Genomic DNA, 19,091 nt, shown 5'->3' with positions numbered 1-19,091 from the left:
GGGTTCGTTATTTATACAGTACTGGCAAGTACATTAATTCGCGATGAGGCTAACCGCAATGCGCCACCGGACTTTTACCGCCGCGCCCACCGCCCCGATGCTGTTCGGCGCGGCGCTCATGCTGGTCCTGACGGCCTGCGGCAACGGCCAACAGGTCGAAGAGTCCCCGCGGCCGGTGCTGGTCGCCCGCCCGGGCGGTGCGGTCAACGGGGTCTCGGCCTTCGCCGGCGAGGTCCGGGCCCGCGAGGAGAGCCCGCTGTCGTTCCGGGTCGGCGGCAAGCTGATCGAGCGCAAGGTCGACGTCGGCGCCCATGTTGCCGCAGGCCAGGTGCTGGCGATACTCGATGCCGGCGATCTGGAGGCCCAGGCCCGTGCGGCCCAGGCCCAGCTCGCCGCCGCCGAGGCCGACTACGGCCGTGCCCGCGCCGACCAGGTCCGCTACTCGCAGCTGGCCAAGGACCAACTGGTCAGCCGTTCGACCCAGGACGCCCAGGACGCCGCGGCCAAGGCCGCGCTCGGCCAGGTCAACGCCGCCCGCGCCAACCTCGAGGTCGCGCGCAACCAGTCTGCCTATACCCATCTGCGCGCACCGAGTGCCGGCGTGATCGCCAGCCGCAGCGCCGAGGCCGGCCAGGTGGTCGCCGCCGGCCAGCAGGTGTTCGCGCTGGCCGCCGACGGCGCCCGCGAAGTCGCCTTCGCCGTGCCCGAGGGTGCGATCGCGACCTTCAAGCCGGGCCAGGAGGTCTTGATCGAACTGTGGTCGCAGTCCGGCCAGCGTTGGCCGGGCCGGGTCCGCGAGGTGTCGCCGGCGGCCGATCCGGCCTCGCGCACGTACGCCGCGCGGGTCACCGTCGACGCGCCGGCCGGCACCCTGGAGCTGGGCCAGAGCGCGCGCATCTACCTGCCCAACCAGGCCGCCAGCGGGCTCAGCGTGCCGCTCGCGGCGGTGCAGCGCAGCGCCAACGGCACGGCCGTGTTCGTCGCCGACCTCAACAGCGGCACGGTCAAGTTGCGGCCGGTGCAGACCGGCGCCTACGGCCCCGAGCGGGTGCCGGTGAACTCGGGCCTGCAGCCCGGCGACTGGATCGTCGTCGCCGGCGGCCACCTGCTGCGCGACGGCCAGAAAGTCGTCGCCGTCGACCGCGACAACCACCCGGTCGAGCAGTCGCCCAGCGACGGCAAGCGCCCGTCGCTCAGCGACGCTAAACGCTAACCGCCCCGCGACCCCGACCAGGCCGGCCATGCCCTCGCGCTACCGCCCGCACCCTCGCCCCAACTCTGTCCCGCCCGCCGGGACAGGGGCCTACGAAGTGAGCTGATCCATGCGCTTCAATCTTTCCGAATGGGCCCTGCGCCATCGCAGCCTGATCGTCTACGCCATGCTGGTGCTGGCCATCGCCGGTGCGATGTCCTACCTGCGCCTGGGCCGCAGCGAGGACCCGGCTTTCACCTTCAAGGTGATGGTGGTGCGCACCCTGTGGCCCGGCGCGACCGCCGAGGAAGTCTCGCGCCAGGTCACCGAGCGCATCGAGAAGAAACTCATGGAGACCGGCGAGTACGAGTTCATCCGCTCGTACTCGCGTGCCGGCGAATCGCAGGTGATCTTCGCCGCGCGCGATTCGATGCGTTCCAGTGAAATCGGGCCGCTGTGGTATCAGGTGCGCAAGAAGATCGGCGACATCCGCCCGACCTTGCCCAGCGACGTGGTCGGCCCGTTCTTCAACGACGAATTCGGCGACACCTTCGGCAACATCTACGCACTGACCGGCGAGGGCTTCGACTACGCCGTGCTCAAGGACTACGCCGAGCGCGTGCAACTGGCGCTGCAGAGCCAGACCGACGTCGGCAAGATCGAACTGATCGGCGTGCAGGACGAAAAGATCTGGGTCGAGCTGTCGAACGTGAAGCTGTCGACCCTCGGGGTGCCGGCGCAGGCCGTGCAGGAAGCGCTGAATCAGCAGAACGCGCTGGCCCCGGCCGGTTTCTTCGAGACCCCGACCAGCCGCGTGCCCTTGCGCGTCGGCGGCCAGTTCACTTCGGTCGAACAGATCCGCGAGTTCCCGATCCGGGTCGGCGACCGCACCTTCAGGCTGGCCGACGTCGCCGACGTGCGTCGCGGTTTCTCCGATCCGCCGCAGCCGCGCATGCGCTTCATGGGCCAGGATGCGATCGGCATCGGCGTGTCGATGAAGCAGGGCGGCGACATCCTGCAGCTCGGCAAGACCCTGGAATCGGAATTCGCGCGCCTGCAGAAAACCCTGCCGGCCGGCATGGAGCTGCGCAAGGTCGCCGACCAGCCCGCCGCGGTCGAGGAATCGGTCGGCGAGTTCGTGCGCGTGCTCGCCGAAGCGGTCGCGATCGTGCTGCTGGTGAGCTTCTTCTCGCTCGGCCTGCGCACCGGACTGGTGGTGGCGCTGTCGATTCCGCTGGTGCTGGCGATGACCTTCGCGGTCATGGATTTCTTCGGCGTCGGCCTGCACAAGATTTCGCTCGGCGCGCTGGTGCTGGCCCTGGGCCTGCTGGTCGACGACGCGATCATCGCGGTGGAGATGATGGCGATCAAGATGGAGCAAGGCTTCGACCGCCTGCGCGCCGCCGCCTTCGCCTGGGACAGCACCGCCTTCCCGATGCTGACCGGTACCCTGGTCACCGCGGCCGGCTTCCTGCCGATCGCGACCGCCGCATCGAGCACCGGTGAGTACACCCGCTCGTTGTTCCAGGTGGTGACCATCGCGCTGTTGGTGTCGTGGATCGCCGCGGTCGCCTTCATTCCCTTCCTCGGCGACAAGCTGCTGCCGGACTACGGCCACGCCGCGGCGCCGCCGAAGCCCGGTTCGCTGGCCGCGCGCTGGCACGATGCGCGCGTGGCCTGGGCCCAGCGCATGCCGATGTTCGCCAGCGTGATCGCGCCGAAGCCGCCGATCGACGGCCACGCCCACGACCCCTACGAGTCCAAGTTCTACGTGCGCTTTCGTCGCTGGGTGACCTGGTGCGTGCGCCGGCGCTGGCTGGTGATCGGCATCACCATCGGCGCGTTCCTGCTGTCGGTGTTCATGTTCCGCTTCGTGCCGCAGCAGTTCTTCCCGGATTCGGTGCGCCCCGAATTGATGGTCGACATGGAACTGGCCGAAGGCAGCTCGCTGCGCCAGACCGGCGAACAGGTCCAGCGCCTGGAAGCCATGCTCAAGCAGCGCAAGGACCTGGCCAATTACGTGTCCTACGTCGGCACCGGTTCGCCGCGTTTCTACTTGCCGCTCGACCAACAGCTGCCGGCGGCGAACTTCGCCCAGTTCGTGCTGATGCCGAAGGACTTGCAGGCCCGCGAAACCCTGCGCACCTGGATCATCCAGGACGTGGTGCCGCGCTTCCCCGAACTGCAGTTGCGGGTGACGCGCCTGGAGAACGGCCCGCCGGTCGGTTATCCGGTGCAGTTCCGCGTGTCCGGCGAACACATCGACCAGGTGCGCAAGATCGCCAACCAGGTGCGCGAGAAGATCCGCGCCAACCCGCACGTGGCCAACGTCAACCTCGACTGGGACGAGCCGAGCAAGGTCGTGCGCCTGCAGGTCGACCAGGAGCGTGCGCGTGCGCTCGGCATCAGCTCGGCGCAGTTGTCCCAGTTCCTGTCCAGCTCGCTGTCGGGCTCGCACATCAGCACCTACCGCGAAAGCAACGAGCTGATCGAGATGCTGCTGCGCGGCCCCGACCAGGAACGCCTGCAGCTCGACATGCTCGGCAGCCTGATGGTGCCGACCGGCAACAACCGCAGCGTGCCGTTGACCCAGATCGCGACCCTGGAATACGGTTTCGAGGAAGGCATCATCTGGCATCGCGACCGCCTGCCGACCATGACCGTGCGCGCCGACATCTACGACGGCACCCAGCCTTCGAGCGTGATGGCGCAGATTTCGCCGACCCTGGACGGACTGCGCGCCAAGCTGCCGTACGGCTATTCGATCGACGTCGGCGGCAGCGTCGAGGACTCGGCGCGCGGGCAGAAGTCGATCAACGCCGGCGTGCCGCTGTTCCTGTTCGCGGTGTTCACCCTGCTGATGCTGCAGCTGCGCAGTTTCTCGCGCAGCTTCATGGTGCTGTTGACCGCGCCGCTGGGGCTGATCGGCGTGACCCTGTTCCTGTTGGTGTTCCGGGTGCCGTTCGGCTTCGTCGCGATGCTCGGCACGATCGCGCTGGCCGGCATGATCATGCGCAACTCGGTGATCCTGGTCGACCAGATCGAACAGGACCGCAGCGAAGGGCATGAGCCGTGGAAAGCCATCGTCGATGCGACCGTGCGGCGCTTCCGCCCGATCGTATTGACCGCGCTGGCGGCGATCCTGGCGATGATCCCGCTGTCGCGCAGCGCCTTCTTCGGCCCGATGGCGGTGGCGATCATGGGCGGCTTGATGGTGGCGACCGCGTTGACCCTGTTGTTCCTGCCGGCGCTGTATGCGGCCTGGTTCCGGATCAAGGTGCCGAGCGAGGGCTGAGGTCGAACTGACCCGTCGCATCGAACGCTCCCTCTCCCGTAAACGGGAGAGGGGTTAAGCAGGCCACGGCCAAGGCCGAGCCGCGTTGCTTCAAGCGTGCTCGACGCTGAAGGCCAGGGTCGCCTCGATCGCGCGCTTCCAACCCGCATACAAGCGTTCGCGTTCGGCCTCCAGCATCTGCGGCTCGAAGCTGCGCTCGACCTGCCATTGCTGCGCGATCTGTTCGCGGCTTTCCCAGAACCCCACCGCCAAACCCGCCAGATACGCCGCGCCGAGCGCGGTGGTCTCGCTGACCCGCGGACGCTTCAAGGGCACGTCGAGAATGTCGGCCTGGAACTGGGCAGTGAAATCGTTGGCGATGGCGCCGCCGTCGGCGCGCAGGGATTTCAGTTCGATGCCCGAATCGGCCTGCATCGCGCTGAGCACGTCGCGGGTCTGATAGGCCAGCGATTCGAGCACGGCGCGGACGAAGTGCTCCTTGCTGGTGCCGCGGGTCAGGCCGAACATCGCGCCGCGCACGTCGCTGCGCCAGTACGGGGCGCCCAGGCCGACGAAGGCGGGCACGAAGTACACGCCTTCGGTCGAACGTGCGCGCTCGGCGTAGGCCTGCGAATCGCCGGCCTTGCCGAGCATGCGCAGACCGTCGCGCAACCATTGCACCGCCGAACCGGCGACGAAGATGCTGCCTTCCAGGGCGTACTCGACCTGGCCGTCGATGCCCCAGGCGATCGTGGTCAGCAGGCCGTTGTTCGAGCGCACCGCCTTGTCGCCGGTGTTCATCAGCAGGAAACAGCCGGTGCCGTAGGTGTTCTTGGCCATGCCGGCCTCGAAGCAGGCCTGGCCGAACAGCGCCGCCTGCTGGTCGCCGGCGACGCCGCAGATCGGCACCGAGTTGTTGAAGAAATGGCGCGCGCCGGTGTGGGCATAGACCTCGCTGCTGGAGCGCACCTGCGGCAGCATCGACGCCGGCACGCCGAGCATCTTCAACAGCTCCGGGCACCACTGGCGCTTGTGGATGTCGTACATCAACGTTCGCGAAGCGTTGCTGTAGTCGGTGACGTGGGCCTTGTTCTCCGACAGGTTCCAGATCAGCCAGGTGTCGATGGTGCCGAACAACAGGTCGCCGCGCTCGGCCTTTTCGCGCGCGCCCTCGACGTGGTCGAGGATCCACTTGACCTTGGTCCCGGAGAAATACGCATCGATCAGCAGGCCGGTGCGTTCGCGCACCATCTCTTCATAGCCGTCGGCCTTGAGCTGGTCGCAGATCGCCGCGGTCTGGCGCGATTGCCAGACGATGGCGTTGTGGATCGCCTGGCCGGTATGGCGGTCCCACACCACCGTGGTCTCGCGCTGGTTGGTGATGCCGATGCCGGCGATCTGCGAGGCGCTGATCTGGGCCTTGGTCATCGCCTCGATGGCGGTGGTCTGCACGCTGGCGAGGATCTCGCGTGGGTCGTGCTCGACCCAGCCCGGGCGCGGAAAGATCTGCTCGAACTCGCGCTGGGCCACGCCGACCACGGCGCCGTTGCGATCGAACAGCATCGCGCGCGAGCTCGTCGTGCCCTGGTCGATGGCGAGGATGTAGGACTTGTCCATGTGGGTACTCGTTCGGGGTCGAGGTCGGGAATCGGGAATAGAGAATTGGGAATCGGGAAGTGCGAATAGGGATTGGCGAATAGCGAATAGGGGACGGAGTCGGGTGGCGCTGGCCGGTGCGTCGCACCGATTTACGATTCCCGATTCTCCATTCCCGATTCCCGCCTCTCACCCATACACGGCTTGGAAAGCGAATGCGCCCAGCAGTGCGCCGATGATCGGCGCGACCACCGGCACCCAGGCATAGCCCCAGTCGGAGCCGCCCTTGCCGGCGATCGGCAGCAGCGCATGGGCGATGCGCGGACCGAGATCGCGCGCGGGATTGATTGCATAACCGGTCGGTCCGCCGAGCGACATGCCGACCACCACCACGAGCAGGCCGACTCCGAGCGGGCCCATGCCGGGCGCGAGCGTGTTGGCGCCGATGGCGAGCGCGCCGAAGGTCAGGGCGAAGGTACCGATGGTTTCGGTCAGCACGTTGGCCTTGGTGTCGCGCACCGCCGGCGCGGTGCAGAAGATCGCGAGCTTGGCCGCCGGATCGTCGCTGATCCGCCAATGGGCGAGATAGGCCAGCCACACCAGCACCGCGCCGGCGAAAGCGCCGGCGATCTGCGCGGCGACATAGCCGGGCACCACCGCCCATGAGAGTTTGCCGATGCTCGCCAGGGCGATGGTCAGCGCGGGATTCATGATCGCGCCGCTGGTCGGCCCGGCGATGAAGATGCCGATCAGCACCGCCAGCCCCCAGGCCGCGGTGATCACGCCCCAGCCGGCGCCTTGCGCCTTCGACCGATTGAGCAGAGCGCCGGCGACCACGCCGTTGCCGAGCAGGATCAACATGCCGGTGGCGATGAACTCGCTGAGGTATTGCGACATCGGTGTGACCATTGCGATGGATCTCCTGGGTGCCGCGTTGCTGCGATGGCGCTGTTATGGAGGGCGGCTACGGCGTTGTGGGTCGAGGCAACAGATCGGTTGCGATCTGTGGGCGAGTAACGGAAACGAGATTCCTTTGAACGCGATTCCCGATAGTGCGCGGTGGCACGCGGGCTCATGCGTGCCCCGCTGGTGCATCTCTATCGACTCGACCGGCCACGCGTAGCGCGACATACCCCTGCAGTTGCATCGCGCCGGCTGCATCGATGCGCAGCCCGAGCTTCGAGCGCCGCCACAGAATGTCGTCGGCGCTGCGCGCCCACTCGGAATCGACCAGGTAATCGACCTCGGCCGTGTACAGGTCGGCGCCCAAACATTCGCCCAGGTCCTGCAGATGCGAGCAGCTCTCGACGATGCGCAGCGCCCGGCTGCCGTAGTTGCGGCACAGGCGCAGGGCCAGCGCGTCCGGCAGCCACGGCCGGCGCAGGCTGAAGTCTTCATGGAAGGCGTCGAAATCGGCATCGGGCAGATCGCCGCCCGGCAACGGTGCGGTGCCGGTCCAGGCCGGGCGCAGTCCGCCGAACAGCGGTGCGAGCCGGTCGCAGGCTTCCTCGGCCAGCTTGCGCGCGGTGGTTAGCTTGCCGCCGAACACGTTGAGCAGCGGCGCGCCTTCGCGGTCGAGGGTGAGCAGGTAATCGCGGGTGATTTCCGATGCGGCGTCGCTTTCGTCGTCGAGCAGGGGCCGCACGCCGCTGTAGGTCCAGACCACGTCGCTCGCTTGGATGGCGCGCTTGAAATAGCGCGAGGCGGCCTCGCACAGGTACTGGGTTTCGGCCTCGTCGATGTGCGGCGCCGAAGGGTCGGCGCGGTAGTCGACATCGGTGGTGCCGATCAGGGTGTAGTCGTGCTCGTACGGGATCGCGAACACGATGCGGCGATCGGGTTGCTGGAAGATGTAGGCATGATCGTGCTCGAACAACCGCGGCACGACGATGTGGCTGCCCTTGATCAGGCGCAGGCTGTGCCGGTGCGGCACCTGCGCGACTTGGTCGAGGAAGCGTACCGCCCACGGACCGGTGGCATTGATCAGGACACGCGCGCGCACTTGCCGCGACACGCCGTCGGCGCCGCGCAAGCGTACGTCCCAAGCCTGTTCTCCACGCCGCGCCGAGACGCAGGCGGTGCGGGTCAGCACGGTCGCGCCGCGCTCGGCCGCATCCATCGCGTTGAGCACCGCCAGGCGCGCGTCCTGGACCCAGGCGTCGGAGTAGACGAAGCCGTGGATGAAGTCGTCGCGCAACGGCCGCCCGGTGATGTGCTTGCGCAGGTTGACCGAGCGCGAACCGGGCAGTCCGCGTCCGCGCCGGCCGCCGAGCCGGTCGTACAGGAACAGGCCGATGCGGATCATCCACGCCGGGCGCAGATGCGGTTGATGCGGCAGGACGAAACGCAGCGGCCAGATGATGTGCGGGGCCATGCGCAACAGGCGCTTGCGTTCGGCCAGGGCCTTGCCGACCAGGGCGAACTCGAACTGTTCGAGATAGCGCAGGCCGCCGTGGATCAGCTTGGTGCTGGCGCTGGAGGTGTGCGAGGCGATGTCGTCGCGTTCGCACAGCAGCACCGACAAGCCGCGGCCGGCGGCGTCGCGGGCGATGGCGACGCCGTTGATGCCGCCGCCGACGACGAGCAGGTCGACATCGGGCAAGCTCACGACAGGCGGTTCGATGACGGATCGGTCGAGAGAGGATGCGGGTTCGGTCATGCGCTCTCGCGAATGCTGCGGGCCGCGGCGTCGACCCAGGACACGTCAGGATGATGGCATACGGTGACGAATCGATTGTGGCCGGGGTTCACATCAACGACGGGTGACGGCGGTGTTGCGGTGCGGCCGGGCGAAGGGCAAAAAAAACCCGATGCACGAGCACCGGGCCAGGAGTTACCAGAACTTTGGAGAGAGCGGTCTTGCGGTTGCCGCAAGCCGCCGGGGCGGCCTGCGGACGATGGGCCGAGGCGTCAGTCGCGCAGTTCGGGGATGTGGCAGGGCAGTTCGAGTTGCGCCAGCACCGCGTCGGTGACCGCGCGGGTGCCGACGGCCTGGCCGGCCGGGGCGAGGTCGGCGGTCAGCACGCCGGCTTCGAGCACGGCCGCGACCGCCTGCTCGATGCACTCGGCTTCCGCATTCAGGCCCAGCGAATGACGCAGCAACATCGCCGCGCTGAGGATGGTGCCGCAGGGGTTGGCGATGCCGCGGCCGGCGATGTCGGGCGCCGAGCCGTGGATCGGCTCATACAGACCGACCTTGCCTTCGCCGAGCGAGGCCGACGGCAGCAGGCCCAGCGAACCGGCCAGCATCGAGGCTTCGTCGGTGAGGATGTCGCCGAACATGTTCTCGGTCACGATGACGTCGAATGCGCGTGGCTTGGCGATCAGGTGCATCGCCATCGAGTCGACCAACTGGTGCTCCAGGGTGATGTCCGGGAACTCGTCGCGGGCGATGCGGGTGGCGACTTCGCGCCACAGGCGAGAGGTTTCCAGCACGTTGGCCTTGTCGACCGAGACCACGTGCTGGCGACGGCCGCGCGCGAGCTGGCAGGCGCGGCGCACGACCCGTTCGATTTCCTCGACGCTGTATTCGCACAGGTCGCTGGCGCTGGTCTCGCTGCGTTGCTTCTGGCCGAAATAGATGCCGCCGGTCAGTTCGCGCACCACGATCATGTCGACGCCGGCCAGCAGATGCGGCTTGATCGGCGAAGCGCCGAGGGTGGCCGCGTGCGGTTGCACCGGGCGCAGGTTGGCGTACAGGCCCAGGCCCTTGCGCAGCGCCAGCAGGCCCTGCTCCGGACGTACTTTCGCCTTCGGGTCCGACCACTTGGGGCCACCGACCGCGCCGAGCAGGACCGCATCGGCGCGCTGGCAGGCGCTCAGGGTCGCAGCCGGCAAGGGCTCGCCGCTGGCATCGATCGCGGCGCCGCCGATCAGGTGCTCGTTGAGGGTGAACTGATGGCCGTAGCGGCGGCCGACCGCACGCAGCACTTCGACCGCGGCGGCGGTGACTTCCGGACCGATGCCGTCGCCCGGCAGAACGACGATGTCAGCGCGCATGTTGATTCTCCTGGCGGGGGTTCAGTGCCGTCGCGCGGCGCTGTTCGTATTGGTTGATGGTGTCGAGTTGGCGCAGCAGATAGCCGAGCTGGTCCACGCCTTCGATCAGACAGGTCTGGGCGAAGGCGTCGAGCGGGAACTCGATCGCACGGCCGTCGGGCAGGTGCAGGCGTCGCGTGCGCACGTCGATGCGCAGCTCGATGCCGGGCTGGTCCAGCAGTTCGTCCAGCAGTTCCTGCGAGACCACGATCGGCAGCAGGCCGTTCTTGAGCGAGTTGCTGCGGAAGATGTCGGCGATCTCGCTGCTGATGACCGCGCGCAGGCCCAGGTCGGTCAGCGCCCACGGCGCGTGTTCGCGCGAGGAGCCGCAGCCGAAATTGCGGCCGGCGACGAGGATCGCGGCACCTGCGTTCTCTGGACGGTTGAAGACGAAGTCCGGGTTCGGCGAGCCGTCCGGCAGCGCGCGCCAGTCGTTGAAGGCGAACCGGCCCAGCCCCTTGCGCTCGGTGGTGGTGAGAAAGCGCGCCGGAATGATCTGGTCGGTGTCGATATTGCGTTCGCGCAGCACCACGGTGCGCGCGATCAGCTCGACGAAGCCGTCATTGGACTGCGCCGCGGCGAAGTGGGTGCCGGAGGATTGGGACGCGGACATTACGCGACCTCCTTCACAGTGGCGAGATAGGCACGCGGGTCGGTGACGTGGCCGGCGATGGCGCAGGCGGCGGCGGTCAGCGGCGAGGCCAGCAGGGTGCGCGAGCCCTTGCCCTGGCGGCCCTCGAAATTGCGGTTGCTGGTCGAGACCGCGAGTTGGCCGGGGCCGACGAGATCGCCGTTCATGGCGATGCACATCGAGCAACCCGGCTCGCGCCATTCGGCGCCGGCCTCGCGGACGATGCGGTCGATGCCTTCGGCCTCGGCGTCGCGCTTGACCTGCTCCGAGCCCGGCACCACCAGCATGCGCACGCGCGGATGGATGTGGCGGCCGCGCAGCACCTGCGCGGCTTCGCGCAGGTCCGACAAGCGCGAGTTGGTGCAACTGCCGACGAAGACCACGTCGACCGGGCGGCCGGCCATCGCCGCGCCGCCGTCGAAGCCCATGTAGGCCAGGGCCTTGGCTTCGTCGGCATCGTTCGCCTGCGGCAGATGCGCATCGATCGCCGCGACTTGGCCGGGGTGGGTGCCCCAGGTCAGGGTCGGTTTGATCGCGCTGGCGTCGATATGCACTTCGCGATCGAACACCGCGCCGTCGTCGGTCTTGAAAGCGCTCCAGCGTTCGACGGCGCGCTCGAAGTCGACGCCGCGCGGCGTGCGCGGGGTCGCGGCCAGATAGTCGAAGGTGGTCTGGTCGGGCGCGATCAGGCCGGCGCGCGCGCCGGCTTCGATCGACATATTGCATACGGTCATACGCTGGTCCATCGACAGCGCGCGGATGGTCGAGCCGCGGTACTCGATGACCTGGCCGGTGCCGCCGTTGACGCCGATCTCGCCGATGATGTGCAGGATCAGGTCCTTGGCGCCGACACCAGGCGCCAGCTTGCCCTCGACGTTGATCGCCAGGGTCCTGGGCTTGCGTTGCAGCAGGCACTGAGTGGCCAGGACGTGACCGACCTCGCTGGTGCCGATGCCGAAGGCGAGCGCGCCGAAGGCGCCGTGAGTGGCGGTGTGGCTGTCGCCGCAGACGATGGTCATGCCGGGCTGGGTCAGGCCGAGTTCCGGGCCGATCACGTGGACGATGCCGCGGTAAGCGCTGTCGAAATCGAACAGTTCGACGCCGTGGCGCGCGCAGTTGCGGCGCAGGGTATCGACTTGGCTCTCGGCCTCGGCGGTGAAGTAGGGCAGGCGGCCGTCGGCGCCGGCCGGCAGGGTCGGGGTGGAGTGGTCGAGCGTGCCCTTGGTCAGGTCCGGGCGGCGCGGCGCGAGCCCGCGCGATTCGAGTTCGGCGAACGCCTGCGGCGAGGTGACTTCGTGGATCAGGTGCAGGTCGATGTACAGGACCGCGGGCACGGCGTCGCTTTCGGGCGATACCAGGTGCGCGTCCCACAGTTTGTCGAACAAGGTGCTGGGAGGAGCCGAGGTGGTAGTCATGGAGTCCGGTGTTCTGTGTTGGCTGCTATGGCTGGAGTGTTTCGTGGTGGTTTCGGCTGTTTGCTTCTCGCCTCTCTCCCGCCAAGCGGGAGAGAGGCTGGATTCATGCCGTGGCCGTCAGCCGCTGCGGCGCCTGCTGGGTGCGACGGATGCGGTTGGCGACGTCGAGCCAGGCCAGGGCGCTGGCCTCGATGATGTCGGTGCTGGTGCCCGAGCCGGTCATCTCGATGCCGTCGATGCGCGCGGTCACGCTGGCCTGGCCCTGGGCGTCGTCGCCGGTGGTCACGCTCGACACGTTGTAGCTGTCGATGCGCAAGGCTACGCCGGTCGCGCGCGCGAGCGCGGCGAACAAGGCGTGCACCGGGCCGTCGCCGATCGCCGCCTCGCTGACCGCGGCGCCGTCGGGATCGAGCAACTGCACGCTCGCGGTCGGCAGGCTGCCGTCGGCGACGCCGGTGCTGACGTGCGCGCGTACCAGGCGATGGCCGCGGGCGGCTTTGGCGTCGGCGCCGAGCACCAGCGATTCCAGGTCGGCGTCGAACACTTCGCGCTTTTTCTCGGCCAAGGCTTTGAAGCCGGCGAACACCGCGTTCAAGCGCGCCTCGTCCAGGGTGAAACCCAGGGTCTGCAGGCGGTCGCTCAATGCGGCGCGGCCGCTGTGGCGGCCCATCACCATCTGCGACTGCGCCCAGCCCACGTCTTCCGGATGCATGATCTCGTAGGTGCCCCGGTGCTTGAGCATGCCGTGCTGGTGGATGCCGGACTCGTGGGCGAAGGCGTTCTGGCCGACGATGGCCTTGTTGCGCTGGACCACCATGCCGGTGATGCGCGACAGCAGGCGCGAGGTCGGCACCAGCCGGCGCGTGTCGATGCGCGTGCCGACGTTGTAATAAGCGTTGCGCACGCGCAGCGCCATCACCAGCTCTTCCAGGGCGCAGTTGCCGGCGCGTTCGCCGATGCCGTTGATGGTGCACTCGACCTGGCGCGCGCCGCCTTCGATCGCGGCCAGGCTGTTGGCCACGGCCAGGCCCAGGTCGTTGTGGCAGTGGGCGCTGAACACGGCGCGGTCGGCGTCGCGCACGTTCGCGCGCAGGTACTCGAACAGGCTGCGGATTTCGCTCGGCGTGGTGTAGCCGACGGTGTCGGGGATATTCAAGGTGCGCGCGCCGGTGGCGACCGCGGCGCTGCAGATCTGCGCCAGATAGTCGTGCTCGGTGCGCAGCGCGTCCTCGGCCGAGAATTCGACGTCGTCGACGTATCGACGCGCCTGTTCGACCGCGGCGATCGCGCGTTCGATCACCTGCTCCTTGTCGAGGTTGAGCTTGTGCTGGCGGTGCAACGGGCTGGTCGAGATGAAGACATGGATGCGCGGCTTGGCGGCGCCTTCGAGCGCGCGCGCACAGGCTTCGATGTCGCCGGGGTGGCAGCGCGCCAGGGTCGCGACGGTCGAGCCGCGTACCTCGCGCACGATCGCGCGGGTGCCTTCCAGATCGGCTTCGGAGCTGGCCGGGAAGCCGGCTTCGATGACGTCGACGCCGAGCTCGGACAGGGCGTGGGCGAAGCGCAGCTTCTGCGAGGCGGTCATGCTGCAACCGGGCGATTGCTCGCCGTCGCGCAGGCTGGTGTCGAAGATGGTGACGTGTTGAGGCGCGTCGGTGATCGCGTTGGTAATAGGTACTACCGGTCCTGGCGAGTCGTTCATGCGGGGACTTCCTCTGTTACAGCTGAATGGCGGGTGGAATACGGGGCATCGGTGGCGGGGCGGGAGTCGGGGCCGCTCGGGCCCCGGCTAAGTCGCAGCGCGGGAGGAAGATTGGCCAGCGTATAAATGTCCGCCTCGATGGTTGCGGTCTCGCGACCGAGCGCCTCGCGGGTGCGCCGACGCGGGCGCCGCGGCGCCCGCGGGCGCACTTCCGAGAGCAGGCGCGCCAGCACGCCGGCATCGAGGTTGCCGCCGGAGACGACCGCGCATTTGCGTTTGCCGACGATGCGGCGGCCCGCGGCCAGGGCCAGCGCGCCGGCGCCCTCGGCGATGATGTGTTCTTCCAGGGCCAGGCGGACCAGGGTCTCGCGCAGCTCGGCTTCGCGGACGATGACGATGTCGTCGAGCATGCTCTCGAGCACGCGTTCGGTCAGGCGGCCCGGGTCCTTGACCCGCACGCCGTCGGCCAGGGTCGCGACCGGTTCGATCAGGCGGCGGTCGCCCTTGAGCGCGCGCGCCATCGAGTCGACGCCCTCGACCTGAGCGCCGATCACGCGGATGCGCCGCGCCGCGGGGGTGCGCGCCAGCAACTCGGATTTCAGCGCCAGCACCACGCCGGCGGCCAGGCCGCCGCCGCCGATCGGCACCATCACCACGTCGGGCGCGAACGCGGCCAGCTCCAGGCCGACCGTGCCCTGGCCGGCGATCACGTCGGGGTCGTCGAAGGCCGACAGCAGGCGGTAATCGTGCTGGTCGGCCAGTTCGATCGCGAAGGCCTTGGCCTCGTCATAGGTCTCGCCGTGCAGGCGCACGGTGGCGCCCCAGTGGGCGACGCCGGCGATCTTGGTCTGCGGCGCGCAGCGCGGCATCACCGTGATGACGTTGATGCCCAGGCGATAAGCCGCCCAGGCCAGGCCTTGCGCATGATTGCCGGCGGAGGCGGCGATCACGGTGCGGTGATCGCCGCGTTCGCGCGCGGCCAGCAAGGCGTTCAAGGCGCCGCGCACCTTGTAGGAGCCGGTGCGCTGCAGGTTTTCCAGCTTCAACCAGCAGCCGAAACGCTCGGCGTGGTGCAGCGGAGTGGGTTCCAGATAACGCCGCAACCGCGCCTGCGCCGCCAACAGATCGGCGGCGCTGACTTGGGCCAGGCTGGCTACGTCGCAGTCCACGGCGTCAGACCGGGGTCAGCCACGAGGTGTAGCGCGATTCCTCGCCCCGCACCACGCGCGCGTACAAAGCGGCCAGCTCGCGCGTGACCGGGTTGTCGCCGAACTCGCGCCGGTCGAGCACGGCGATCGCGGTCGCTTCGGCGGCGGTGCCGCAGACGAAGACCTCGTCGGCATCGAGCAACTCGTGCAAGGTCACTTCGCGCGATTGTGCGCCCGACAGCTCGATCATGGTATCGCGGGTGATGCCCGGCAGGGCGTCGCGATGGTCGACCGAGGTGATCGCGCCGTTCTTGACCATGAACACGTTGGCGCCGGTGCATTCGACGACATAGCCCTTGTCGTCGGTGAACAACGCCTCGTCGAAGCCGCGTTGCTTGGCTTCGCGCTTGGCCAGGATCGAATTGACGTAGGCGCCGCTGAGCTTCAGCGCCGGCAGGGACGTGGCCGGATTGCGCTTCCACGGCGACACGGTCAGGCGGGTGCGCGCGCCGCCCAGATGCACGACCTTGGCGAGCGTTGCGATCATCAGGTGCTGGGTCAGCGGATCGACGTCCAGGCCGATGCTGCCGGTGCCCATCCAGGTCAACGGACGGATGTAGGCGTCGCGATGGCCGTTGGCGCGCAGAGTCGCCAAGGTCGCCTCGCTCGCGCGGTCGACGTCGAAGTCGATGCCGAACATCTGCGCGCCCTTGCGCATGCGCTCCATGTGTTCGGGCAGGCGGAACACCGCCGCGCCGCCGTCGGCGGTGGCGTAGCTGCGGATGCCCTCGAACACCGCGGTGCCGTAGTGCATGGCATGGGTGGTCAGCGGCGCTTCCGGCGTGTCGCCCGCGATGAAGTTGCCGTCGAACCAAATGAGTGGTTGATCAACCGCAATCGGGACTTCGCCGCCAATGCGGGACTCAGAGCCACGAGCGGCGGTCGAACCATCGACTTCAGCGCTCAGGACTTCGCTGCGAGCCGGCGCATAAGCCCGCTCGCGCATCGTCGACGCGGCTTGCGCCGGCGATTGCGTCTCGGCTTGGGCCGGACGCTCCAGGATTTCGGCATTCAGGTGCATGGGGAAACCTCGACAGCAAGACAGTCGTAAAGCTTGGCGAGTTGGCTCTGCAGCGCGGAGTCGGCGCGGTCGCCCTCCACGGTCATGCGCAGATGCCAACGATCGCCGTCGGGTTGCGCTTCGCCGTCCACCGACAGGGGACGGAAGCCGCGACGTTCGGCGGCGCCCAATACGCGAGCCAGCGCGCCTTCGGCCTGGCGCAGGGTCAGTTCAAGCTGGTATCGCATGGGCGTCCTCCTTCTCGGCGGTGGTGGGGGGCGTCAGGCTGACGATCGCGTCGGCGTCGTTGGCCTCGGGGTCGAGCATCTGAGCGTTGTTGTGGTTCGGCGGCACCAGCGGCCAGACGTTGGCGGCCTGGTCGATGGCGACGTGCAGCAGCACCGGGCCCGGGGTGTCGAGCATGTAGGCCAGCGCTTCCTCGACCGAGTCGGCGCGGTCGACGTACATGGCCTTGATGCCGAACGCGGTGGCCAGGGCGCAGAAGTCCGGGTTGTCGGACAGGTCGATTTCGGAATAGCGGCGTTCGAAGAACAGCTCCTGCCACTGCCGCACCATGCCCAGGGCCTGGTTGTCGAGCAGGACGATCTTCACCGGCAGGCGGTAACGCGCGGCGGTGGCCAGCTCCTGCACGTTCATCAGGAACGAGCCGTCGCCGCTGACGCAGATGACCTGCGGCTCCGGCTCGCCGTCGCGGCGCAGCGCCAGTTGCGCGCCGATCGCCGCGGGCAGGCCGAAGCCCATCGCGCCGAGGGCGCCGCTGGTCAGGTGCTTGCGCGGGTCGTCGAAGCGCCAGTGCTGAGCGACCCACATCTGGTGCTGGCCGACGTCGCAGCTGACCACCGCTTGAGGCGCCAGCTCGGACAGCCGCTTGAGCAGCGACGGCGCGTACACGCTTTCGCCGGGCGCATCGTAGCGCGGCGTGCAGTCGCGCTTGCGTTGCAGGCAGGTGTCGCGCCAGCTGCGGCGCGCGTTGCCGTTGCGGCCGCGCAGTTGCGCGGTGCACGGCGGCGTCAGCGCATCCAGGGCACGGCGCAGGTCGCCGTTGACCGCGGCATCGGCGTGACGCAGCTTGCCGATTTCGCAGGCGTCCAGGTCCATGTGGACCACGCGCGCGTTCGGTGCGAACTCGGCCAGCTTGCCGGTGGCGCGGTCGTCGAAGCGCGCACCGACCACGATCAGCAGATCGCATTCCTGCACCGACATATTGGCGGCGCGGTTGCCGTGCATGCCCAGCATGCCCAGGTTCAAGGCATGCGCGGCCGGCAGCGCGCCCAGGCCCTTGAGGGTCAGCACCGCCGGAATCTGGCAGCCGTCGACGAAGGCGCGGAAGGACTCGACCGCATCGCCCAGGGCGATGCCGCCGCCGCCGTAGATCAGCGGCTTTTGCGCATGCGCGATCAACGCCGCGGCTTCGTGATAAGCCGCATCCGGCGCGCTCGGCACCGGATCGGTCGGCAGCGGCACGTGCGCGGCCAGATGGGTAGCGTCGGCGTTCTGCACGTCCTTGGGCAGATCGATCAACACCGGGCCCGGACGGCCCGAACGCGCCAGCCGGAAGGCCTCGGCGACCATGCCCGGCAAGTCGTCGACGCGGCGCACGATGAAGCTGTGCTTGACGATCGGCATGGTCATGCCGAACACGTCGAGTTCCTGGAAGGCGTCGGTGCCCATCAGCGAGGTCGCGACCTGGCCGGTGATGGCGACCATCGGCACCGAGTCCAGCATCGCGTCGGCGATGCCGGTGACCAGGTTGGACGCGCCCGGACCGGACGTGGCTACGCATACACCGACTCGCCCGCTGGCACGGGCATAGCCGTTGGCCGCGAAAGCCGCGCCTTGCTCGTGACGGACCAGCACATGCTTGAGGTCCGACCCGTGCAGGGCATCGTAGAAAGGCATGATCGTGCCGCCCGGATAACCGAACAGCGTGTCCACGCCTTCTGCGGCCAGTGCTTGCACCAGCCAGCGGGCACCGTTCATCAGGCGGCCTCTTCCTGTCGTTCGCCGCGGGGCGCGGCGGGGGCGGCGGTCTGCGCTTTCGGCGCGGTGTCCAGCCACTTCATGTTGGCGCGCAGCTTCTTGCCGACCGCTTCGATCGGGTGGTCGAGGTCGCCCTGCTTGAGCTTCTTGTAGTTGGCGTTGCCCGAGGCGTACTCGGCGATCCACTGGCGGGCGAAGGTGCCGTCCTGGATTTCGGTCAGCACCTTGCGCATCTGCGCCTTGGTGTTGTCGTCGACCACATAGGTGCCGCGGGTCAGCGCGCCGTACTGGGCGGTCTCGCTGATGAACTCGTGCATGCGGGTCACGCCGCCTTCGTAGAACAGGTCGACGATCAGCTTCAGTTCGTGCAAGCACTCGTAGTAGGCGACTTCGGGCTGGTAGCCGGCCTCGACCAGGGTTTCCCAGCCGGCCTGGACCAGCTTGGTCGCGCCGCCGCACAGCACCGCCTGTTCGCCGAACAGATCGGTCTCGGTCTCTTCCTTGAAGGTGGTCTTGATCGCGTTCTGGCGTGCGCCGCCGATGCCGCCGCAGTAGGTCAGGGCGAACTCTTCGGCGCGACCGCTGGTGTCCTGGTGCACGGCGTAGACGCTCGGCACGCCGCGGCCGATTTCGTATTCGCGGCGGACCAGCGCGCCCGGGCCCTTCGGCGCGACCAGCACCACGTCCAGGTCGGCGCGCGGTGCGATCTGGCCGTAGTGCACGTTGAAGCCGTGCGCGAACAGCAGGCAGGCGCCCTGGGCGATGTTGGGTTCGATCACGTCGCGGTAGAGCTGCGCCTGGACCATGTCCGGGGTCAGCACGGCGACGATTTCGGCGCCGGCGACGGCTTCGGCCGGCGATTTGACGGTAAAGCCGTCGGCCTTGGCCTTGATCTCGGTCGGGCCGCCCGGGCGCAGGCCTACGGTGACGTCGAAGCCGGAGTCGCGCAGGTTCAGCGCATGGGCGCGGCCCTGGCTGCCGTAGCCGACGATGGCGATCTTGGGGCGGGAGGCGGTGCTGGTGGTCATGACGGA

Annotated in this window: 14 protein-coding genes; 2 read left to right on the top strand and 12 right to left on the bottom strand. The window is 68.4% G+C overall.

From position 1 onward, the window contains the following. The first annotated feature begins 58 nt into the window (after positions 1–58). Positions 59–1,213, top strand: a complete 1,155-nt coding sequence (locus GLA29479_RS15380) for an efflux RND transporter periplasmic adaptor subunit (protein WP_248842739.1) — start codon at positions 59–61, stop codon at positions 1,211–1,213. 109 nt (positions 1,214–1,322) lie between these two features. Continuing rightward, positions 1,323–4,487, top strand: a complete 3,165-nt coding sequence (locus GLA29479_RS15375; protein WP_057972095.1) for an efflux RND transporter permease subunit — start codon at positions 1,323–1,325, stop codon at positions 4,485–4,487. 90 nt (positions 4,488–4,577) lie between these two features. On the opposite strand, the gene glpK is transcribed toward GLA29479_RS15375, so the two are convergent. From glpK to ilvC, 12 genes are all read right to left on the bottom strand, one after another. Then, a complete protein-coding gene (glpK, locus tag GLA29479_RS15370; RefSeq protein WP_057919124.1) occupies positions 4,578–6,083 on the bottom strand; it encodes a glycerol kinase GlpK in 1,506 nt (501 codons plus the stop codon). A 168-nt stretch (positions 6,084–6,251) separates the two neighbouring features. Further along, on the bottom strand, positions 6,252–6,971 hold the full coding sequence (locus GLA29479_RS15365; RefSeq protein ID WP_211264992.1) for an MIP/aquaporin family protein: 720 nt from the start codon (positions 6,969–6,971) through the stop codon (positions 6,252–6,254). A gap of 163 nt (positions 6,972–7,134) precedes the next feature. Further along, positions 7,135–8,721: a glycerol-3-phosphate dehydrogenase gene (gene glpD / locus GLA29479_RS15360; protein WP_425599942.1), complete on the bottom strand. Its 1,587-nt coding sequence runs from the start codon at positions 8,719–8,721 to the stop codon at positions 7,135–7,137. A 251-nt stretch (positions 8,722–8,972) separates the two neighbouring features. Continuing rightward, complete coding sequence (gene leuB / locus GLA29479_RS15355) at positions 8,973–10,061, bottom strand: 3-isopropylmalate dehydrogenase (protein ID WP_057919123.1); 1,089 nt, start codon at positions 10,059–10,061, stop codon at positions 8,973–8,975. After that, positions 10,051–10,713 carry a 3-isopropylmalate dehydratase small subunit gene (gene leuD / locus GLA29479_RS15350; RefSeq protein ID WP_057972093.1) on the bottom strand — a complete coding sequence of 221 codons (663 nt, stop codon included), beginning with the start codon at positions 10,711–10,713 and terminating at the stop codon, positions 10,051–10,053. The genes leuB and leuD overlap by 11 nt, the downstream gene beginning before the upstream one ends. After that, the gene (gene leuC / locus GLA29479_RS15345) at positions 10,713–12,146 is read right to left on the bottom strand and encodes a 3-isopropylmalate dehydratase large subunit (protein WP_057972092.1); all 1,434 of its coding nucleotides are present in this window, start codon (positions 12,144–12,146) and stop codon (positions 10,713–10,715) included. The genes leuD and leuC overlap by 1 nt, the downstream gene beginning before the upstream one ends. A 103-nt stretch (positions 12,147–12,249) precedes the next feature. Further along, positions 12,250–13,818, bottom strand: a complete 1,569-nt coding sequence (locus GLA29479_RS15340) for a 2-isopropylmalate synthase (RefSeq protein WP_425599984.1) — start codon at positions 13,816–13,818, stop codon at positions 12,250–12,252. A 26-nt stretch (positions 13,819–13,844) separates the two neighbouring features. Next, a complete protein-coding gene (locus tag GLA29479_RS15335; protein WP_057919120.1) occupies positions 13,845–15,017 on the bottom strand; it encodes a threonine dehydratase in 1,173 nt (390 codons plus the stop codon). Between the two features lie 4 nt (positions 15,018–15,021). Further along, complete coding sequence (locus GLA29479_RS15330; RefSeq protein WP_057972090.1) at positions 15,022–16,077, bottom strand: aminotransferase class IV; 1,056 nt, start codon at positions 16,075–16,077, stop codon at positions 15,022–15,024. Next, complete coding sequence (locus tag GLA29479_RS15325; protein WP_031370333.1) at positions 16,068–16,304, bottom strand: ACT domain-containing protein; 237 nt, start codon at positions 16,302–16,304, stop codon at positions 16,068–16,070. The genes GLA29479_RS15330 and GLA29479_RS15325 overlap by 10 nt, the downstream gene beginning before the upstream one ends. Further along, positions 16,288–18,057 carry an acetolactate synthase 2 catalytic subunit gene (ilvG, locus tag GLA29479_RS15320; protein WP_057972089.1) on the bottom strand — a complete coding sequence of 590 codons (1,770 nt, stop codon included), beginning with the start codon at positions 18,055–18,057 and terminating at the stop codon, positions 16,288–16,290. The genes GLA29479_RS15325 and ilvG overlap by 17 nt, the downstream gene beginning before the upstream one ends. Beyond that, positions 18,057–19,085, bottom strand: coding sequence for a ketol-acid reductoisomerase (gene ilvC / locus GLA29479_RS15315; protein WP_057919117.1), 1,029 nt, complete (start codon positions 19,083–19,085; stop codon positions 18,057–18,059). Before ilvC ends, ilvG begins: the two co-directional genes overlap by 1 nt. Positions 19,086–19,091: the final 6 nt, after the last annotated feature.

The organism is Lysobacter antibioticus (assembly GCF_001442535.1).
Taxonomy (GTDB): Bacteria; Pseudomonadota; Gammaproteobacteria; order Xanthomonadales; family Xanthomonadaceae; genus Lysobacter; species Lysobacter antibioticus.
This window is presented reverse-complemented; position numbering and strand designations above follow the sequence as displayed.

Coding starts and splice junctions, on each gene's coding strand:
- GLA29479_RS15380 (WP_248842739.1), top strand. CDS start 59: ATGCGCCACCGGACTTTTACCGCCGCGCCCACCGCCCCGATGCTGTTC.
- GLA29479_RS15365 (WP_211264992.1), bottom strand. CDS start 6,971: ATGGTCACACCGATGTCGCAATACCTCAGCGAGTTCATCGCCACCGGC.
- leuD (WP_057972093.1), bottom strand. CDS start 10,713: ATGTCCGCGTCCCAATCCTCCGGCACCCACTTCGCCGCGGCGCAGTCC.
- glpK (WP_057919124.1), bottom strand. CDS start 6,083: ATGGACAAGTCCTACATCCTCGCCATCGACCAGGGCACGACGAGCTCG.
- ilvC (WP_057919117.1), bottom strand. CDS start 19,085: ATGACCACCAGCACCGCCTCCCGCCCCAAGATCGCCATCGTCGGCTAC.
- GLA29479_RS15325 (WP_031370333.1), bottom strand. CDS start 16,304: ATGCGATACCAGCTTGAACTGACCCTGCGCCAGGCCGAAGGCGCGCTG.
- leuB (WP_057919123.1), bottom strand. CDS start 10,061: ATGCGCGCTGACATCGTCGTTCTGCCGGGCGACGGCATCGGTCCGGAA.
- leuC (WP_057972092.1), bottom strand. CDS start 12,146: ATGACTACCACCTCGGCTCCTCCCAGCACCTTGTTCGACAAACTGTGG.
- ilvG (WP_057972089.1), bottom strand. CDS start 18,057: ATGAACGGTGCCCGCTGGCTGGTGCAAGCACTGGCCGCAGAAGGCGTG.
- glpD (WP_425599942.1), bottom strand. CDS start 8,721: ATGACCGAACCCGCATCCTCTCTCGACCGATCCGTCATCGAACCGCCT.
- GLA29479_RS15330 (WP_057972090.1), bottom strand. CDS start 16,077: ATGCACCTGAATGCCGAAATCCTGGAGCGTCCGGCCCAAGCCGAGACG.
- GLA29479_RS15375 (WP_057972095.1), top strand. CDS start 1,323: ATGCGCTTCAATCTTTCCGAATGGGCCCTGCGCCATCGCAGCCTGATC.